19 protein-coding genes are annotated in these 16,708 nt (G+C 50.3%); 3 read left to right on the plus strand and 16 right to left on the minus strand.

The window, feature by feature from the left end; all coding sequences use genetic code 11:
• Positions 1–120: 120 nt before the first annotated feature.
• The 7 genes from AC3WT9_RS12395 to AC3WT9_RS12425 form a co-directional block, all read right to left on the minus strand.
• A complete protein-coding gene (locus AC3WT9_RS12395; protein ID WP_076108828.1) occupies positions 121–915 on the minus strand; it encodes a TIGR00266 family protein in 795 nt (264 codons plus the stop codon).
• 76 nt (positions 916–991) lie between these two features.
• On the minus strand, positions 992–1,924 hold the full coding sequence (locus AC3WT9_RS12400; RefSeq protein WP_341379229.1) for a phosphotransferase family protein: 933 nt from the start codon (positions 1,922–1,924) through the stop codon (positions 992–994).
• Positions 1,925–2,408: 484 nt separating this feature from the next.
• On the minus strand, positions 2,409–3,080 hold the full coding sequence (locus AC3WT9_RS12405) for a YitT family protein (RefSeq protein WP_341094860.1): 672 nt from the start codon (positions 3,078–3,080) through the stop codon (positions 2,409–2,411).
• A 316-nt stretch (positions 3,081–3,396) separates the two neighbouring features.
• Positions 3,397–3,897, minus strand: a complete 501-nt coding sequence (locus AC3WT9_RS12410) for a Crp/Fnr family transcriptional regulator (RefSeq protein WP_341094862.1) — start codon at positions 3,895–3,897, stop codon at positions 3,397–3,399.
• Positions 3,898–4,039: 142 nt separating this feature from the next.
• Complete coding sequence (locus AC3WT9_RS12415) at positions 4,040–5,962, minus strand: PTS fructose transporter subunit IIABC (protein WP_341379230.1); 1,923 nt, start codon at positions 5,960–5,962, stop codon at positions 4,040–4,042.
• A gap of 35 nt (positions 5,963–5,997) precedes the next feature.
• A complete protein-coding gene (pfkB, locus tag AC3WT9_RS12420) occupies positions 5,998–6,909 on the minus strand; it encodes a 1-phosphofructokinase (protein ID WP_341379231.1) in 912 nt (303 codons plus the stop codon).
• A 32-nt stretch (positions 6,910–6,941) separates the two neighbouring features.
• Positions 6,942–7,706 carry a DeoR/GlpR family DNA-binding transcription regulator gene (locus tag AC3WT9_RS12425; protein ID WP_341379233.1) on the minus strand — a complete coding sequence of 255 codons (765 nt, stop codon included), beginning with the start codon at positions 7,704–7,706 and terminating at the stop codon, positions 6,942–6,944.
• Between the two features lie 308 nt (positions 7,707–8,014).
• Here AC3WT9_RS12425 and AC3WT9_RS12430 point away from each other — a divergent pair, with 308 nt between their 5' ends.
• Positions 8,015–8,305, plus strand: a complete 291-nt coding sequence (locus AC3WT9_RS12430; RefSeq protein WP_341094870.1) for a hypothetical protein — start codon at positions 8,015–8,017, stop codon at positions 8,303–8,305.
• Between the two features lie 31 nt (positions 8,306–8,336).
• On the opposite strand, the gene AC3WT9_RS12435 is transcribed toward AC3WT9_RS12430, so the two are convergent.
• Positions 8,337–8,810 (minus strand): hypothetical protein, encoded by a 474-nt coding sequence (locus AC3WT9_RS12435; RefSeq protein ID WP_341094872.1) that lies wholly within the window; start codon positions 8,808–8,810, stop codon positions 8,337–8,339.
• Positions 8,811–9,043: 233 nt separating this feature from the next.
• Here AC3WT9_RS12435 and AC3WT9_RS12440 point away from each other — a divergent pair, with 233 nt between their 5' ends.
• Positions 9,044–10,144: an AI-2E family transporter gene (locus AC3WT9_RS12440; RefSeq protein WP_341094873.1), complete on the plus strand. Its 1,101-nt coding sequence runs from the start codon at positions 9,044–9,046 to the stop codon at positions 10,142–10,144.
• Between the two features lie 100 nt (positions 10,145–10,244).
• On the opposite strand, the gene AC3WT9_RS12445 is transcribed toward AC3WT9_RS12440, so the two are convergent.
• From AC3WT9_RS12445 to AC3WT9_RS12460, 4 genes are all read right to left on the minus strand, one after another.
• Positions 10,245–10,649 carry a hypothetical protein gene (locus tag AC3WT9_RS12445; RefSeq protein ID WP_038595039.1) on the minus strand — a complete coding sequence of 135 codons (405 nt, stop codon included), beginning with the start codon at positions 10,647–10,649 and terminating at the stop codon, positions 10,245–10,247.
• Between the two features lie 31 nt (positions 10,650–10,680).
• On the minus strand, positions 10,681–11,349 hold the full coding sequence (gene ung, locus AC3WT9_RS12450) for a uracil-DNA glycosylase (RefSeq protein ID WP_341094875.1): 669 nt from the start codon (positions 11,347–11,349) through the stop codon (positions 10,681–10,683).
• A gap of 80 nt (positions 11,350–11,429) precedes the next feature.
• Positions 11,430–12,098, minus strand: coding sequence for a ribonuclease H (gene rnhA, locus AC3WT9_RS12455; RefSeq protein ID WP_341094877.1), 669 nt, complete (start codon positions 12,096–12,098; stop codon positions 11,430–11,432).
• Between the two features lie 150 nt (positions 12,099–12,248).
• The gene (locus AC3WT9_RS12460) at positions 12,249–12,824 is read right to left on the minus strand and encodes a TetR/AcrR family transcriptional regulator (protein ID WP_341094879.1); all 576 of its coding nucleotides are present in this window, start codon (positions 12,822–12,824) and stop codon (positions 12,249–12,251) included.
• 161 nt (positions 12,825–12,985) lie between these two features.
• Here AC3WT9_RS12460 and AC3WT9_RS12465 point away from each other — a divergent pair, with 161 nt between their 5' ends.
• On the plus strand, positions 12,986–13,540 hold the full coding sequence (locus tag AC3WT9_RS12465) for a hypothetical protein (protein WP_341094881.1): 555 nt from the start codon (positions 12,986–12,988) through the stop codon (positions 13,538–13,540).
• Between the two features lie 299 nt (positions 13,541–13,839).
• On the opposite strand, the gene AC3WT9_RS12470 is transcribed toward AC3WT9_RS12465, so the two are convergent.
• The 4 genes from AC3WT9_RS12470 to AC3WT9_RS12485 all read right to left on the minus strand — a co-directional run bounded on the left by AC3WT9_RS12470 (position 13,840) and on the right by AC3WT9_RS12485 (position 16,675).
• Positions 13,840–14,391 carry a hypothetical protein gene (locus AC3WT9_RS12470; RefSeq protein ID WP_341379236.1) on the minus strand — a complete coding sequence of 184 codons (552 nt, stop codon included), beginning with the start codon at positions 14,389–14,391 and terminating at the stop codon, positions 13,840–13,842.
• 158 nt (positions 14,392–14,549) lie between these two features.
• Positions 14,550–15,080 (minus strand): GNAT family N-acetyltransferase, encoded by a 531-nt coding sequence (locus tag AC3WT9_RS12475; protein WP_341379238.1) that lies wholly within the window; start codon positions 15,078–15,080, stop codon positions 14,550–14,552.
• 189 nt (positions 15,081–15,269) lie between these two features.
• Complete coding sequence (locus AC3WT9_RS12480) at positions 15,270–15,551, minus strand: Dabb family protein (RefSeq protein ID WP_341094886.1); 282 nt, start codon at positions 15,549–15,551, stop codon at positions 15,270–15,272.
• Complete coding sequence (locus tag AC3WT9_RS12485; RefSeq protein WP_341379239.1) at positions 15,548–16,675, minus strand: DNA alkylation repair protein; 1,128 nt, start codon at positions 16,673–16,675, stop codon at positions 15,548–15,550. Before AC3WT9_RS12485 ends, AC3WT9_RS12480 begins: the two co-directional genes overlap by 4 nt.
• Positions 16,676–16,708 lie beyond the last annotated feature (33 nt).

Below are 16,708 nucleotides of genomic sequence, written 5' to 3' on the forward strand. Positions count from 1 at the left end.
AAGGACTCAGCTAAACAAACAGCCGCCTTCCCGGTAATCCGGTGAAGACGGCTGTTTCTCTAATCACGCTGTACCCGCAAGGTAAAAAAGCGGCAATTCTGATTCTTGTCTCTGGCGATCCTATCTGCCATCCAGCAGATTGCCAAGGCCGCCTAGGATGCTTCCTTCTTCCTTGCGGCCGGTGTTGCCGGCAGCCGATAGAATGCGGTCCGCCATCCGGCTGAACGGCAGCGACTGTACCCATACCTTGCCCGGCCCGCGCAAGGTAGCAAAGAACAATCCTTCCCCGCCAAACAACGCGGTCTTCACACCTTTGACAAATTCGATATCATAATCTACAGACGAAGTCATGGCCACAAGACAGCCGGTGTCGATCTTGATTGTCTCTCCAGGCTGCAGCGTCCGTTCCAGCACATAGCCCCCGGAATGCACGAAGGAGAGGCCGTCGCCCTCCAGCTTTTGCATAATAAATCCCTCACCGCCGAAGAAGCCTGCGCCCAGCTTGCGCTGGAATTCAATGCCCACCGACACGCCTTTGGCAGCGCAGAGAAAGGAGTCCTTCTGACAGATGATTTTGCCGTGGTATTGCTGGAGATCAAGCGGGATGATTTTGCCCGGATACGGGGCGGCAAAGGTGACACTCTTCCGGCCATAGGCCCCGCTGTGCGTGAAGATCGTCATAAACAAGCTTTCTCCGGTCAGCAGGCGTTTACCTGCACCCATCAGCTTGCCTACCAGACCATTTGTCCGTCCAGATCCTGATCCGTCGCCAAAGATCGTCTCCATCGTTATCTCCGGGTCCATCATCATGAAGCTTCCCGCTTCTGCGATCACACTCTCCCCCGGATCAAGCTGCACCTCCACACACTGTATTTCCTCGCCCATAATGACATAATCAATTTCGTGAGCACTCATCCTTGTTATCCCCCTAAAGTTTCGTTTTTGAATGAGATATATACGCGCTCCCTCCTGCAGCGGTTTCAGCATTATGTTAAATATTGCAGGGCATGGACAGCAGACGGTCGCGCGTCTCCATATAAGCATGGTCCCAGCCCATTTTTGCGTAAAACCTCATGGCGTCCAGCCCTTTAAAATAGTGGGCACCTGTTAAGCGCTCCTCAAAATGGGCAACCGGTGTCCCCAGCTCTTCATAATGCCTGAGGAAAACCTGTGACATATCCACACCAGGTATCATTGCATGCATTGAGGCCACATCAATCATGAAATCCCCATAAATGCTGTTGCTGTCGATAATTCCGGTAATCCGGCGGCCGTCTGTGAGTATGTTCCACTCATGGCAATCATTATGGACAAAATGGCGGTGTGGCGCATTATATTTGCTGTATGCAAGCAACCGGGAGTAGCACTCGTCAAACACATCCTTTTCCAGACAGCTGCTGGTGAACAGCTCATACCAATTCTCCCAGAAGCCTTCCTGCTGCTCCTGCCCGTAAAAAGAGCGGATGAACCCCTCCCAGCTGGCATAGATGCTATTGCCTTCCTTGTTCAAGAAACCATACCCTGAAGAGCTGCTGTCCAGCTTCACCCCGTTCATCCCGGTAATGACTTGAACCAGCTCGGGAAGCAGTGCTGCCCTCTGCTCTGCTTGCAAGTCTGCCAGATTATGCCCTGCCACGCGCTCCGAGATACAATAACTGTAAGCCTTATGTAGCCCCAGCCCCAATACTCTCGGAAAAGGTACTCCCTGTGAGGCGAGCAGATTTGCAACATAGGACTCGGTTTGGAAGTCATCCTCCATTGCACTGAACCTAATAACATACTCGCGTTCCTCAGCCTTGAATGAAAAGACAGTGCTGAGATTCCCGCCTTCCATTGCCCTGATATTCTCGGCCTCCATTCCCCGGTCATTTCTGACAATCCTTCCGATTTCCTTTGCAGTGACGTTTGGTTTAACTCCGTTCATTACTCATCATCTCCCTTTAAATTGGTAAAATAAAGCCCGGTCTGCCTCCTCCAGGGCACAGCAAAAAGCCGTGAATGTTCATCCACGGCTGTACGCAAACGTTGACCGGCAATAGAGAGACCTCTATCGGGTAATGGATACGGCAGCTTGAGACTAGACTATAGTTCAACATAAGAAACATGGGCTGAGCCATGCGGACTAATCCCTCATTACTCCGGGAATACCTGTGCCTGGTCAGTTCATGCGTTATTCAGTTAATGGATTAACCGATTTCTTTTGTCAGGAATATAATCATCATCAAAGCACTGATCCCACCGTTCTTTTATTTGTTTCCATTATATAACACAATGCCCCGGCATCAACTTTTTTAATTGTTTTTTACCGGAAGGTGGTTCACTTCGCCATACAAACAAGAGGCCAGCCGGGTAAGTTCCCGTTGGCCTCTCATAATGATCCCCATGACATGGGGCTAACTTTGCCCTATTCACATTACCGTACCATCCTGCGGTTTCACGCGTGCAGGCTGGATCTTCGGCGCCTTGCTCAGCTTCGGTCTGCCCAAGGACGTGGTAAAGGTGATCACATAACCGGCTACAACCACGGCCATCACCGTATACAAGGTTTCCTTGAGAGGCATATAGAAGAGTGACAACGCCAAAACAATAACATCCATCAGGATGAATACCGTACCTACTTTAATTCCTTTCCATTCACTGATCAGCAGGGACAAAATATCGTCTCCACCGCTCGCCCCGCCGCCGCGCAGGACCATTCCCGCTCCTAGACCTGTCAGTACACCGGACAACAACGCCGCAAGCGGCAAGTTATCCTGCAAGTCGATGACCCATCCGGAATAGCGTTCCATCAGTCCATAGAATGCCGTGAAGGCCCCTACCGAGATGAAGGTGTTCACCACGAACGATTTCCCTTTGAATATCAATGCGATCAAGAGTACTGGAATGTCTAAGATTAGCGTAGATAGTGATGGTGAAATTCCTAATACGTATTTGCCGAGCAGTGCCAGGCCTACAAACCCGCCCTCGGTCAAATGATTCTGATAATTGATGTGATAATAAGTAAATGCAAGTAAAAATGTTCCGGATAAAATAATAATGAGCCGTAGCGGCAACCTCATGCCACTGTCTTGTTTCTTCATACAGGTCTCCCCTTATCGTAAATGGCGGCTTAGACGTCCCGCCAGCCTCTACGAGGGGTAAAACCAGAAGAGTTCTTCCTTCGCATACAATACTCCCTTCCCACGCAGAGGCGGCTTCGTCAATTAACAACGGTTCGCGCACATTCTACAGGGAAGCTAAGTATAAGACAGATCATAACGTTTCCAAATCGTCCTTTGGGGAATCGTCCTTCGGGGACACATGGTATCCTGATCCTTTCTTTAGTTTGATATGTTCTGTTTAGATTATACCACGCAAAGGAGTCACTCTAAACAGTTTTCCAATAAAAAGCATGAATTAGCCCTGATTTCGCAGCAGACGGTTCACCGTCTCCCGCCGGACGCCGATCAATTGCCCAATTTCTTCCTGTGTCAGCAGGTCTGTCAGCTGTGCTCCATATGAGTACTCATTCAGCCAGCGGGTCAGCAGCTCCATCCGCTCCCCCGGCGATCCGACAGTAAGGTGGTCAATGCGTGTCTGCATAAAACGAACCTTCTCCTGGAGCAGCAGAGCGATTTCCATCACTTTATCCGGCTCCTCACGCAGCTCGCGGTACCATTCCGCAGCCGGAATGACCTCCACCTCGCTCCTCATCATCGCCACCGCCGTTCCATGCGCCTCCTTTGGCGAAATGAGGGAATGATGGGGAACGGTCTCACCGGGATACAACAGGTTGAACAGCACCATGTTCCCGTTCTCATGCAGCCTTGTCACCTTAAACAGCCCGCTCTTTACCTTGTACAGATTTTGGCAGCTGTCTCCCTGGCGGAACAAAGCCTCCCCTTTGTGCAGAATCATCTCGCTCGCTCCTTTATCTTCTCGTTATATATATTAGTAATTATACAGAAATACGCCTGCAAAATGCAGTTCGTTCAGGCAAAAAAATACTGCGGGACTCAGAGTTGAATTCTGAATCCCGCAGTACGAATGGTTTACTGTCTTAATTAGCCTTAATCGGCTTCTTCCAAAGTCCCAGCGTCAGGCCGGAGATAACAGCTCCGATAAGAACAGCCAGAATGAACAGCAGAGCGTTGCTGGACAGCGCGGCTACAAAAATTCCGCCGTGCGGAGCCGGGACGTTGATGTTCCACAGCTGTGTAAGTCCGCCAGCTACAGCTGAACCAATAATACAGCTGGTCAGGACACGCAGCGGATCGGCTGCGGCAAAGGGAATAGCTCCTTCGGTAATGAATGACAAGCCGAGCACATAATTCGTTACACCTGACTTGCGTTCCGTTTCTGTGAACTTGTTCTTAAAGAATGTCGTTGCTAACGCAATGGCCAGCGGAGGAACCATTCCTCCCGCCATGACAGCCGCCATCATCAATCCGTTGGTATTACCGCTGGATGTAAATACACCGATGGCAAAAGTGTAGGCTGCTTTATTGAAGGGACCGCCCATATCAATCGCCATCATTCCACCGAGAATAATTCCCAAAATGATCATATTGCTGGTGCCCAGACTGTTGAGACCATCGATAAGTCCTTCATTGATCCAGCTGAATACCGGATCAAACAGGTAGAACATAACGCCGCCGGTAATGAGCAGACTGAATACCGGATAGAGCAGTATCGGCTTCAAGCCGTCCAGGGTTTTGGGCAGACCGGCGAACACCTTGCGAAGCAGGATGACCACATACCCTGCCAGGAAACCTGCAGCAAGTCCGCCAAGGAATCCGGCATTGGAGTTCAAGGCCATATAACCGCCGACCATCCCGGGCATGAGTGCCGGGCGGTCGCCGATGCTTAGCGCGATAAATCCGGCGAGAATCGGAATCAGGAAATGGAAGGCGCCGTCTCCCCCGCCGATCGTCTGCAGCAGCTTCACAAACGGATTATCTACACCTGCCACCTGTTCGAACAGGAAGGAGATCGCCAGCAGAATCCCCCCGCCGACTACGAATGGCAGCATATGTGAAATGCCGTTCATCAGGTCCTTGTAGATCTTGCCTCCGATGCTGGAGGAGTTCCCTGCTGGGGCATCCCCGCTACCGCGGCCTTCACTGCGGTATATCGGCGCATCTCCATTCATTGCTTTGGTGATCAGCTCTTCGGGTTTGCGGATGCCGTCGCTTACCGGTCTTTGCAGCACCGGCTTGCCGGAGAACCGGGCCATCTCCACATTTTTGTCGGCAGCGATGATAACACCGCTGGCCCGGCGGATTTCGTCCTCGGTCAGCACATTCTGTGCCCCTTCAGAACCGTTTGTCTCCACACGGATGTTGACACCCATTTCCAGGGCCTTTTTCTTTAATGCATCCTCAGCCATAAAGGTATGGGCGATTCCTGTAGGACACGCCGTGACCGCAACGACGAAGCTTGAAGAAGCGGGGTTGCCTGTAATTACGCGTTCAGGAGCCTGCTTTGTGCTGCTTCCGGATTCATTGTCCTTTTCCTTGGCCTCTTGCTCTGCCTGCTTGGCATCGAACAAAGCGGATACTTCCTCCGGGGTGGAAGCTTTCATCAACGCCTCGATGAACTCGCTTTCAATGAGCAACCTGGACAATGAAGCCAGTGTACGTAGGTGCATATTTCCAGCACCCTCCGGCGCGGCAATCATAAAGAACAGCTGTGCCGGTTCCTCATCGAGTGAGGCAAAATCAACGCCCGCTGCGCTTTTGGCAAATACAACCGTTGCCTCGTTGACAGCCCGGGTTTTGGCGTGTGGCATTGCAATGCCTCCGCCAATGCCAGTGCTGGACTGGGCTTCCCGAAGCAGGATCATTTCCTTGAACTGCACGGGATCATTAATGCGCCCGCTGCCTGCAAGACTGGCGATCAGTTCGTCGATCGCCGCTTCCTTGGTCGTGGCCTTGAGGTCCATAATCATCGTTTCTTTTATCATCAAGTCCGTAATTCTCATATATTTCAACTCCCCTTTTTTCTTGAACTGCTTGTTTACAACTGTGAAATTTCGATCAAGGGCTTGAGCTGCTCAATAAGTTCTCTGTCCGCCAGATCATCGGAGAATGCGGTTGCGCTGCCGGAAGCTACTCCTGCACGGAATGCCTGCAGTACATCTCCTGTCAGGGACAATGTGCCGACAAAACCAGCAATCATAGAGTCCCCCGCACCTACCGAATTCTTCACCTTGCCTGCCGGAGCGTTGGCGCGGAACAGGCTATTCTCTGATATGAACAGAGCCCCCTCTCCGGCCATGGAGACCAGCACATGCTTTGCCCCGAGCTCCAGCAGCTTGCGCCCGTAGGTGATAAGATCGTCCTTGCTGCTGATTTGAACCCCGAACAGCTCAGCCAGCTCATGATGATTCGGCTTAACAAGCAGCGGTCCCAAAGGCAATGCCTGTTGCAATGCATGTCCGGTCGTATCAATAACAAATTCGGCCCCGTGCCGCTTGCATACGCCTATCAGCCTGTTATAGAAATCCTCACCCAGCGAAGGAGGAATGCTTCCGGACAAAATAACGATGTCACCCGCCTGCAAAGTAGCAAGCTTCTGAAGCAGCGCTTCGGCTTCATTATCCCGGATCACCGGGCCCACTCCGTTAATCTCCGTCTCCTCTCCGGCTTTGAGTTTGATGTTAATCCGGGTATCATCCGAGACGGATACGAAATCACTGGCAATGCCTTCTTCATGCAGCCAATCTTCAATATAACGGCCGGTAAAGCCCCCAAGAAAACCAATTGCCTTATTCTGGACGTCCAACTGGTTCAGAACACGTGAGACGTTGATCCCTTTACCGCCCGGCAGCTTCAAATCACGTTTCATCCGGTTCAGGCTGCCTAGCTTTACCTGGTCAACTTCCACGATATAGTCAATGGAAGGGTTAAGTGTCACTGTATATATCATGATTATCCCTCATTATTATGGTTTTCTAGTTTTCAAACTAATGTATAGTCCATATCCATCATTTCAAGCTCGCGGATAAAACTCTCCGGCGTTTCCGAATCCAGAATGCAATGATCAATTTCCTGCAGATCCGCCACCTTGCAAAAAGATATCTGCCCGACCTTGCTATGATCTGCCAGCAGGATGACCTGCTTGGCAACGGAGATCATTTTACGTTTGGTAGCGGCTTCCAGCATATTCGGTGTGGTAATGCCTTCGTGCACATCCAGCCCGTTCGTACCGAGAAACGCCTTATCCACCCGCACCATCTCCAGTGACCGCTCCGTCATCGGTCCCACAAAAGCAAGTGTATCCGGACGAAGCATACCGCCTGTGATAGATACTTCGATATTCCGGCACTCCTTCAGCTCGTTTAACGCCATGATAGAGTTAGTGATGACCTTAAGATTGGAGAAGGATTTCAGCTCCCTGGCAATCTGCAGGGTTGTTGTTCCTCCGTCAAGCAGGATTGCATCACCGTCCTGGATCATCTCCACCGCTTTGCGGGCGATCCGCAGCTTCTCCTCCAGGAACCGGTCTTCCTTGTCCTGAAATACTGCTTCAAAGTTGACGCTCTGCAGGGAGACTGCCCCGCCATGTGTCCTTTTCAGCAGCCGTGCTTCCTCCAGCTCTTTAAGATCACGGCGGACTGTCGATTCGGATACGCCAAGCTGTTGGCTAAGCTCCTGCACCGATCCCCTCGTGTGCTTCTCGACAAACTGCACGATGCTACGCTTTCTTTCCTCTTCAAACAGCATGACGGTTCACTCCTTAACGGAACAGCCTTACCTTCCGGCTTCTTTAGGATCTGAAATAACAATAATCCTTATACTCCATATTTTGATCGAATAGAATCAACTGCTCGATTTTGATTGAATATGACCATTTGTGATTACTTCTGCTCACTTATGATAATAACAGCGTTTTCATCATCTGTAAAGCTTCTTTTTCTTGAGCAGATCTGCTCAAATCCGGCTGTCTGAAATATCCTCCTGAACGCCTATTTCATCTGCCCGGGGTGTTACATATTTTATAATACATATGGGGAAAAGCGGGTGAACAGGAAATGGCCAATTACAAAAACAACTTTGGAAATCGCAACCGCATAGGCAACAGCAATCTGAATAATAATCCCGGTGCCAGCAATCCGGTAGAATCCGCGGAGCTAAGCGCTGAAGATTATGAAATTATCGCTGCCGGTCTAGCCGCTTTGGGAGAAGTGTTCGCATTTTTGGCCCTCGTCAAAGCGAAGCAAGTGACCAAGGAAACCGGAGGCCAGGTAGATATCGACCCGCTTTTATTCATACAATCCAGAAAAAAAAAAGCGGCCCGACGGAAATCCCGTCCACCGCGTTAAAGCTTAATCTATGGCAATAAATTCTTTCGCATTAGGCAGACGCAAGAGGTATGGCCTGATGCTTTTCAAATATGGCGTTTATCTTCCAGCGAGGTTCTTCATCTTTAAGTGTGACAATCACAATAATATGCTCGAGGTCAGCATGTTTGGCATAGGCCTCCGCATCGTCCTTGGGGATTCCGATGCTAATCAGGCTGACGGCAAGACCGTCGATATCGAGATCAGCCCCAGCCAGCTTCTTCGCTGCAGGCCCCGCTGCCACCGCCGTATCGGACAACATATCCAGCCCCACCCCCAGGCCTCTCGCTGTTCCGAACAAGCCTGCATTGCCTTCCCCGGCTTCGGGCTTGCCAATCCCTGTATCGTGGCTGATAACCTCCAGCGTATTTTTCTCCTTCGTCACAACCGATATCTGCTTCGCTTTGACTCCGAGCTCCAGCACCGCCTCTATCGCCAGTATTGCATCGCTCCGGTGCCCGAATATTCCTACAACCAGCATAGTCATATGACATCCCTCCTGTTAAAGCGATATTAACCGCCACCTTTGCGGCTTGAACCTGCCGGCCGGTTGCCCTGGTTCCGGATAAACTTGAATCAAACTCTCGTATATCGGTTATAAAGATAGAATCGGGTTTAGATTTATTGCGATTTTAATGTACTATTAGTATATTGGTAGATCTACCAATGATTCTGATGCTGATACATACGGGCATTATTTTGAATGAAGGGGAGGCTGCTATGCTACAAAGCAAGTATTTTCGAACATGCCTAGCCATTATCGCCTTTCTGACGATTCTGTATCTGGGCTCCAAAGTTATTTTTCTGTTCACTCCTGTGGTGGCGATCCTGAATCTGCTGCTTGTGCCGATGATGCTGTCCGGATTCATGTATTATCTGCTGCGGCCGCTGGTCTCATTCCTGGAGCGCCATAAACTGGGACGCGGATTATCCATCCTGCTGATCTATCTTGTCGCTGTGGGACTGTTCATCCTGTTCTGGGTGCTGGTCTGGCCGACACTTCGTGAACAGATTCAGAACTTTATTGACAACACCCCTTACCTGGTTCAGGGAATGCAGGATCAGTTCAACAAGCTGCAGAATGATCCTTCCTTGTCAAGATTCTTCAAAGGGGATACCGACGTGGCTGCCCGGCTCTCGGAATATTTGAACGCTGGGATTACCTGGGTTACTAACTCGATGACCAATCTTATCGGTGTCGTTTCAAGCATTGTGGTCGTCATCGCCACTTTGCCGATTATTCTTTATTACATGCTGAAGGACGGACACAAGCTGTCCCCTATTCTTCAGAGCCTGATTCCGAAAAAGTACCGCAAGGAAGGCCAGGAAATGCTGAAGGATATCGACAGCGCACTAAGCGGTTTTATCGTGACCCGGGTTCTGCTCAATGTTGTATTGGGAATTATGCTCTATATCGGCTTTCTGATTATTGGATTGCCGTATTCGCTCCTGCTCGCCGTAATTTCCATACCGCTTAATTTCATTCCTTATGTCGGCTCTCTGCTGGCGGCAATCCCGGTAGTCATTGTAGGATTCATTGATTCGCCATCCATGGCGATTTGGTCTTTGGTCATTATTGTGGTTGCCCAGCAAATTCAAGATAATGTGCTTTCTCCTATTATTTACGGCAAGTCGCTGGATGTTCACCCGCTCACGACGGTACTCCTTGTGCTGATCGGCGGAGATTTCTTCGGCATCATCGGTGTGCTGATTGCTCTTCCCGTGTATATGATTATCAAAATCATCTTTCTGCGAATCTATGAAATTATCATCGCGGAACGTATTGAAGAAGTTGAGGTCGTCAAGGAAGAACAGCTATAGCAGCTGTTGGTTAGGCTAACTTCTCATATAGGCCCCTGAAACAAAAAACAGCTGCGCCGTCCTTAATCGGGAGGGTGCAGCCGTTTTTTGTTTTAATTCCTCAGCCACGCAGGGAGCGGACGACAAAGATGTGTGTACCTTTCATCAGATTCTGCCCGTCCACCAGGGTAACCGAACCTTTGGTATGTGAAGCTATGGTTGTATTAAAAGCAATCAGCTGATCACCTTTCCACACGGTTACTGCTGATTTAAAATATACTGCGTTATCGAACTGCTGGCGCTCTCTCATGACATATCCGACGGAATGAAGAACCGGGGGCAAAGCTCTCTCTTTGGGAGCCAGAGCCTTAATGAACACAATGTCACGAAAAGGTACAGCAATTTCCTGATGGCCGATCACGGCCACCGAAGCGGCTGGATCCCATTTGCGCAGAACGCCCTTCATGATGGTGTAAGGCTCTTCCCCGCAATACATAATGACCGGTCTGCCAACCCAATGCTTCATTGCTCCACCCCCTTCGCTGTGTCCGTGCTACCTATACATTCGGTATGGACCAATCTATTCCTTTAAGGCCATGTGACTCCAGATACTGATTGGCTCTGGAGAAGGGGCGGCTGCCCAGAAAGCCACGATGTGCCGAGAACGGACTCGGATGCGGTGACTGAATCACCATATGCCGGTCCCGGTCGATATAAGCCCCTTTTTGCTGAGCATGGCTTCCCCACAGAATAAATACCATCGGCTCCGTCCGTTCATTTAGCTTCTCCATGATGGCGTCAGTAAATGTCTCCCAGCCTAGTCCCTTATGTGAATTGGGCTGGCCTTCGCGCACAGTCAGCACTGCGTTCAGCATGAGGACACCCTCTTCGGCCCAGTGCAGCAGTGAGCCGTGGTTCGGAACCGGCAGCCCGGTATCCGTATGGAGCTCCGCATAAATATTGCGCAGTGAAGGCGGAATACGCACCCCGGGCTTCACTGAGAAGCTTAACCCGTGAGCTTGTCCCGCACCATGATAAGGGTCCTGTCCCAGAATAACCACCCGGGTCTTGCTGTATGGCGTCAGCTTGAGCGCCGAGAACAACAGCTCTTTAGGCGGATAAACTGTATGTTGTTTATATTCACTCGCAAGCGTGTAGCGCAGTTCCTGAAAATAGGACTCTATTGTTTCCTCCTGCAATACCTCATCCCAATCGTTGCCGAACATCCCCGTTCTCCTTCCGATCTTTCACGTAATCATTATTCATTACCTGTTAATACACATAATATAAGGCTGGGTTGCCAGGGCTATTTCCGCCCGTAATCCGCTTTGATCTCGCCCCACTCTTTGGTCTGCCATTTCAGCAGCTTGTTGTCATATGTATTGCTCTGCAGCCACCGCTCGGCGCGGTCAATCAGTATCCAAATCTCCTCCGTAGAGGCATCTCTAGGCAGAGTCGTGGCCACCTTTTTCTGCTTGACCCATTTCATCGCGTTCAGGGAATCACTGTAAACCGTCCTGTTGCTGCCCTCCTTCTTCAGCAGGGCCAGCGCATGAACAATTGCCAGAAATTCACCCAGATTATTAGTGCCTTTCTTAATGGGTCCGCAGCTGAATATAATGTCGCCTGTCTGAGTGTCCACACCCTTGTATTCTACCGGTCCCGGATTGCCCCGTGTGCCGACATCAACGGATATGCTGTCATAATCAATCTCTGCCGAGGTTTCTACACTAGCGCTCCGTCCCCGTGAGGCAGCCGGTTTCCCCTTTGAGCCACCGGAAGCGGATGAGGATGCCCCCGTTCCCCAATTCCCCTTCCAGCCAGCCTTGTACGCTGCGTCTGCGGCAGCTCTGGATTCATAGGACTTGTATTTAGCTCCGGTGTAATGATCCGTCTGGGCCTGACATTCTGCCCAAGTACCGTACACTCCCGGCTGTTTGCCTTCCCATACTACATAAAATTTCTGCTTAGCCATGGAACAGACCTTCCTTCGCGTAAAAATTCATCAGAAGAATATTGTAATCCAAACTGCGGCCATATTGAAGTCAAATTATAATCAGAGCCTGTTGCCGCTCAAAAATCTGCGGATATTTGGACAGACACTAGCTCATACTATACGAGAAGTTTAATCGAGCACCACAAGCGTAGTATCTATAATCCCTTGTAGTTTATCTACATCCCTGGTTGTTTTGACCATTACCCTCAGTCCCACCAGGGCGTTGTGCAGATATGCCGCCAGATCCGCCGCCGGACGGCGTCTGGAAATTTCTCCGCTTGCCTGGCCCTCCAGCAGCAATCTTTCAATAAGCTGTTCTGTATCCAAGAACGCTTCGTTCACGCTGGCTGCTGCCTCGGGATCATGATAGGACAGCTCAACCGCAGTGTTCACAAGCAGGCAGCCCTTCGGGTCGATTTCTGCCATCTGGAGAATCAGTTCAAACAGTTGACGAATTGCCTCTTTTGCTGAGGCCGCTTCCTTCATTTGTTCTTCCATCTTGGCTGAGGTATTCTGCACATACCGGTCTACAGCTTTCATATATAAAGTATGCTTGTCGCCAAAAGTATCATACATGCTGCGCTTATGAATTCCCATTCCGGTCACCAGGTCCTGCATAGAGGTTTTTTCATAGCCCTGCTGCCAAAAAACATTCATCGCTTTACCGAGTACATTATCGATATCGAACTCTTTGCTTCTTGCCATCATCATGCTCCTCTCTGGATCGATTTTACCATTTATAGAACGATCGGTAAATATAATGAAGGAAATGTGAATTCCACCGCAATATTTCAGCACTAATCATTCTACATTAATTTTGAAAGAACATATCACAAAGTCACACCTACCCTAAGGAGGTTCTTTAGATGAGAAAGAGTGCAGGCCTGGCCGCAGTATTCGCTTTTACCCTACTCGTAGGATGCGGTAACTCGAGCAACAATAATGCGGCAAATCCAGATACGTCAGCAAACGGCAATACCAATGTAACGGAAACCACTGACGCTGTTACCTCAGCATCCGTAGTTAACAATGGAGAGGATTTCAAAAAAGCGATCAGTAAAGACGGCACCTGGATTGCCGCAACCTTAAATGACCTTACGTTCACCGAAGATCTCGTTGTGGACGGCCAGTTCATCAACAAGGAAGAACCGGCTCGCAAAATCGCCCTCTATACTCAGGATGCGGAGCACAATATCACTAACTCGTTCATACTGACTGCTCCCAAAATCACCATTAGGAGTGAAAATGCCCGGATTCAGGGCGGTACTTTTGTCGGGGACGTTTATGTGGAGGCGGACGGCTTCAGCGTTGTGAATGCCACCATCAATGGCAACGTCTATTTCGCGAATGCTCAATATCAATCCACCTTCGACTCATCAGATCAGGGCATTGTATCCGGCGTCACAGAAGTGAAGAAATAAACCGAAGGACTTGATTGCCGGCAATCTCGATATCCGCAGCCTTGCTGAATACTCTCTCTGGCGGACTGCGGAGTTCATGTCCTGGGAATGGCCGGGCGTGAACTGAGGGTTAACCAGTAACTGCAGGTGACACTGCCGGAGCGTTAATGTTTAAGGACAGCGGATTGCGTTCAAGTCAGGGCAGAGCAGAGTTATTATGCAGAAGTTCTAAGGAGGATGACGATTCAATGTTCAAACGACAACTCTCGTTTTTTGAGCAGGATTAACGCGATCACTTAGATGGACGCCCCTTCGCTCACTCAGTCATATCCGCCCACCGCTTCAGGCAGCTCCAGATATTCCGCTTTTGTCTTGACGAGTTCAAAGATATAGCTTCTTATTTCCTTCAGCTTTTTGGCATCTTCGGTGACCTCGCATTTTTCCTCGGACCATTCCAGTGTTTGCTCTTCTCCATTCAGCCTTATCTGCCAATGCTCTTCATCATAGGGTGTCTGGTTGCAGTTTTGCCTCGCCGGTTCCAGCTTCAGCTCACCCATTACATCAATATCCCGCAGGCGGGTATAGATGTCTGCCATTTCGCTCTCGGTAAACGTCAGCTCCGCAGTTGCCTCACCTTGGGTCACCAAATCCTTGGTTACGGTACCTTCAAAGGTATTGATTTCATTCTTCCCGGTAATTCCGAAACGGACAGAGAAGGCAAAATCCTCCGGCATCACTTCAGGCATAAGGTGGTCAGGCCTCTGCAGTGGAGCTGCAGACTGTATAGTGCTTCCGTTTCCTCCATCCGTGCTTTCACACCCTGCTAGCAGCAGAATCAGCAGCAGCGGCAGACAGGCCAGCAGCTTAGACATCTTCATTTCCTCCTTTGGCGGTTTCCCGCGCTTGCTCCATTTCTTTCTAAACGATGATAACACTCCAATATGTTGCAGATAGGCTGCCGAAAACTAGAAAAAGATACCATCCGCGTGGGATCGTATCTTTGAAATTGCTGTACTCAGAGAACACTTGCTCATTTTACGATGGAATATACATTTGTGTCATGCGGCTTGCCATCCTGGACCATATAGTTTCTTAATAGCCCCTCTTGCTGAAACCCCTGTTTAACCAGCAACGCTTTAGAGGCTTCATTTCCAGTGAATACTACAGCGCCGATCCGGGTCAGCTCCATTCTTTCGAAGCCATAAACTAGAACCCTGGACACCGCTTCCCCAGCATAACCTTTGCGCCAAAAATCGGGATTGAGCTCATAGCCAATTTCGGCCCGTTGGTGCTTTGGTGACCAGGCGTTAAACCCGATAGTCCCGATAAGCCCTTTGCTGCCCTTAAGCTCAATGCCCCACCGGATACCTCGCTTGTCCCGGAAGCTGTCTGCGAAGAAATCAACATATTCTCCCGCCTGTGCAAGTGTCGTAAGCGGCCCCTGCCCGTAGTAGCGCATGACCTCGCTGCTGGAAAAGCAGGCAAAGATCCCCTCGGCATCCTCTGCTGTAATTTCTCTTAATCTAAGCCTGTCCGTCTCCAATACAGGAAATTCAAACATTCACTTTATTCCCCCCTATAAAAATTGAATCAATAATTCTTCTAATTTGGATTGGCCGTGACTACAGAGAATGTTTGGACTTCCGGCCGCTACCGCTCCTCCAGTTCCAAAATTGCCCTCCGCCACTTTTCCCTACATGTAATTCTTAAGTTCAATCTATATAGTAGTCACTCCTCTCTTACCAGTAACTCACGATTCATAGCAGAGGGAGGCTGACGATTTCAGTACGCCCGCAATGTAACCGGACACCTCAAGATGATAAGGATGCACCAGATAAGCCTCCATGTCCGCCATTGATGCATACTGAACGATTAGCATAAGATCATATGAGCCGCTTCGGACCTCAATCTCTACTTTCAGATCGCGGATATACTCTATTCTCTCGCGCATACCAAGCAATACCTCTCTTGTCTTGGCTATACTGCCCGGACTGCTGTCGTTCAGCTTGATTAATAAGTTGTTGATAATCACAGCCTGATATCCCCCTTCTCCTGCTTCTCCAGTTGCAGCATGGCTGTAGCAGCTTCGCGTCCGTTCACCAGCAGCGTTATCCGGTGTTCTCCCGGATAATGGCGCCGGGTCGTCAAATCACCCCAGCGGTGTGTCCGTGTGGCCTTTAAAGTACTGCCGCCGGGCACTGTTTTATCAGACAGGAGAAATAATTTGCGTGATGTCTTTCCTCCGGCTTTCACAAAATCAATTCCATATTCAATCCGGATTCGCACAGGGCCGCCTTGAGCAATATCAAGGCTGTACTGCAGTTCGCAGCTTCCCCCAATCTGCACGATAGCCGGATCGACAGAAAGCGAGGCATCGGCAACAAGCGGTGTGTCCTCCGCTTCAGCCGCATATCCAAACAGCTCCATAATTTCCGGGACCGCCTTGCGGATCAGCGAACGGCAGGCATGCCGCACAATCCAGTCCGTGTACTCATTCTCACCTTTCCAGCGTTGGGCAATCCCGATGACAACATCAGGATGATCCTTCGCGATATCGTTCAAATTATTGGCCACACTCTTGCGCACATACAGCGACGGGTCAGCCTTCAGCCGTTCCAGCACCGGCAGCACCGGAGCCGGATCACGCTTGAACATCGGCAGCGCCTGCCCCCACGGCAGACGGGGCCGGCTACCCTCACTGGCCAGCCGCCGCACATGCTCGCTGGAATGGCCGGACCAGCGCAGCATCTGCGCCATCATCCGCTGCGGATCGCGCAGCAGGAAGGGACGAACGGAAAATTCCGCCGACGATCCTCTTGTGAATCGCTCCAGTGCCGCCATCGACCGTTCCCAGTGTTCCTCCGCCTGCCCGTACACCTCGACAAAGTCGGGGAAGATCAGGTAGGGAAACCCTACACATTGAGCATCTATTGCATACAGAATATCCAAGGCGTCCTCATATCCCGGGGGCAAAAAAGCCCCAAGCGTCTCTGTAATGCGCCGCATCCGTCCCTTAAGCTCCAGTTCCTCCCAAGGCGCCTTCATCGCCGACTGGACGAAGCCTTCCAGATCGAACAGCCCGTATACGGCTTTAATCTTTCCGCCGAAGCCGCGCAGAAATTCCTCGTTGTACATTACTTTTAATGGTTCAGCCATACGTTAGTCTCCTCCTGCTGTTTCATTCCGACT

This window comes from Paenibacillus sp. EB106-06-01-XG199, assembly GCF_058791575.1.